Origin of the sequence: Kaistella sp. (genome assembly GCF_032060305.1) — a bacterium.
GTDB lineage: Bacteria > Bacteroidota > Bacteroidia > Flavobacteriales > Weeksellaceae > Kaistella > Kaistella yananensis.
Window position 1 is genome coordinate 1 of record NZ_DAMBHK010000110.1, and the last position, 1,113, is coordinate 1,113.

Annotated in this window: 1 protein-coding gene and 1 pseudogene; both read right to left on the bottom strand. The window is 43.8% G+C overall.

The window, feature by feature from the left end:
• The coding region (locus V5N63_RS11180) for an efflux RND transporter permease subunit (RefSeq protein ID WP_332034008.1) at positions 1-749 on the bottom strand (749 nt) is incomplete at its 3' end.
• A 91-nt stretch (positions 750-840) separates the two neighbouring features.
• Positions 841-1,113: pseudogene (locus tag V5N63_RS11185) on the bottom strand (efflux RND transporter periplasmic adaptor subunit); the annotation flags it as partial.

A 1,113-nucleotide genomic window follows, 5' to 3' on the forward strand; every position in this document is an offset into this window, starting at 1 on the left:
CCGACCACCAGATTTTCAACATCTTCCTGAGAAGTGAGGAACTGGCCGGTTTTCAGCAAATATTCAGTATCGTTGCTCACAAAACTTCCGCTCTGTGCGCTGCCGTTGTTGGCCTGAATCATCTGCATTACCGCCAGCGGATCTACAGCACTTTCAGCCATTTTCTCACGGTCGAGGATGATTTTCAGCTGTCGTGGGCGGCCTCCGATCACGTTGGTTTGAGAAACATCTTTTTCTTTTTTGATTTCGGAAGCCAGTTCTTCAGTAATCTGTCTCAACTCAAAATCATTGTATTTTTCGCTCCACAACGTAAGTCCCAACATCGGAACATCATCAATGGAACGGGTTTTCACCATCGGCTCCATAATACCGTTCGGGAACATGTTCTTATTCTTCATCAACTCGTCATAAAGCTTCACATAAGAACGTTCGGTATCTTCACCTACATAAAACTGAACGATAATCATGGCACGGCCGTTCATCGCCATCGCATGCACATGCTCTACTCCTTTGATGTTGGAGATTATTTTTTCCAACGGTTTTACGACGCGGCTCTCGACTTCTTTGGGACTGGCGCCGGGATAACCCACCATCACATCGGCCATTGGCACAATGATCTGCGGCTCTTCTTCTCTTGGTATTAATGTAGAACTGTACACCCCGATAATCATCAATGCAATCATTAACAGAATGGTTAATTTTGAATTGATAAAAAATTCGGCTATACGTCCTGCGATTCCTTTTTCCATAATATAATCAGGTAATTAGTTAGTGTCCTGACAAGATCATTTTAACGACCGACATTAAATCAGCACTTGATCTCACCATCAGATCATCACATTATTTTGTGGTTACTTTTGCACCGTTAAACAGTTTTCCCTTGGCGGAAACGATATAAGGTTCTTTGGCGGTAAGGCCTGAAAGAATTTCCACTTGATCACCCATCACTTTACCGGTTTTCACCCATCGGAGAAGCGCGGTATTGCTTGAACTTACGGTGTAGATTCCGGTGAGCTGTCCGTTTTCAACAATTGCAGATTTCGGTACGGTTACGGATTCCTGAAAATCCTGGTTTACGCTTCCGCTTCTTTTGAACGGAAACTGCACATTCAC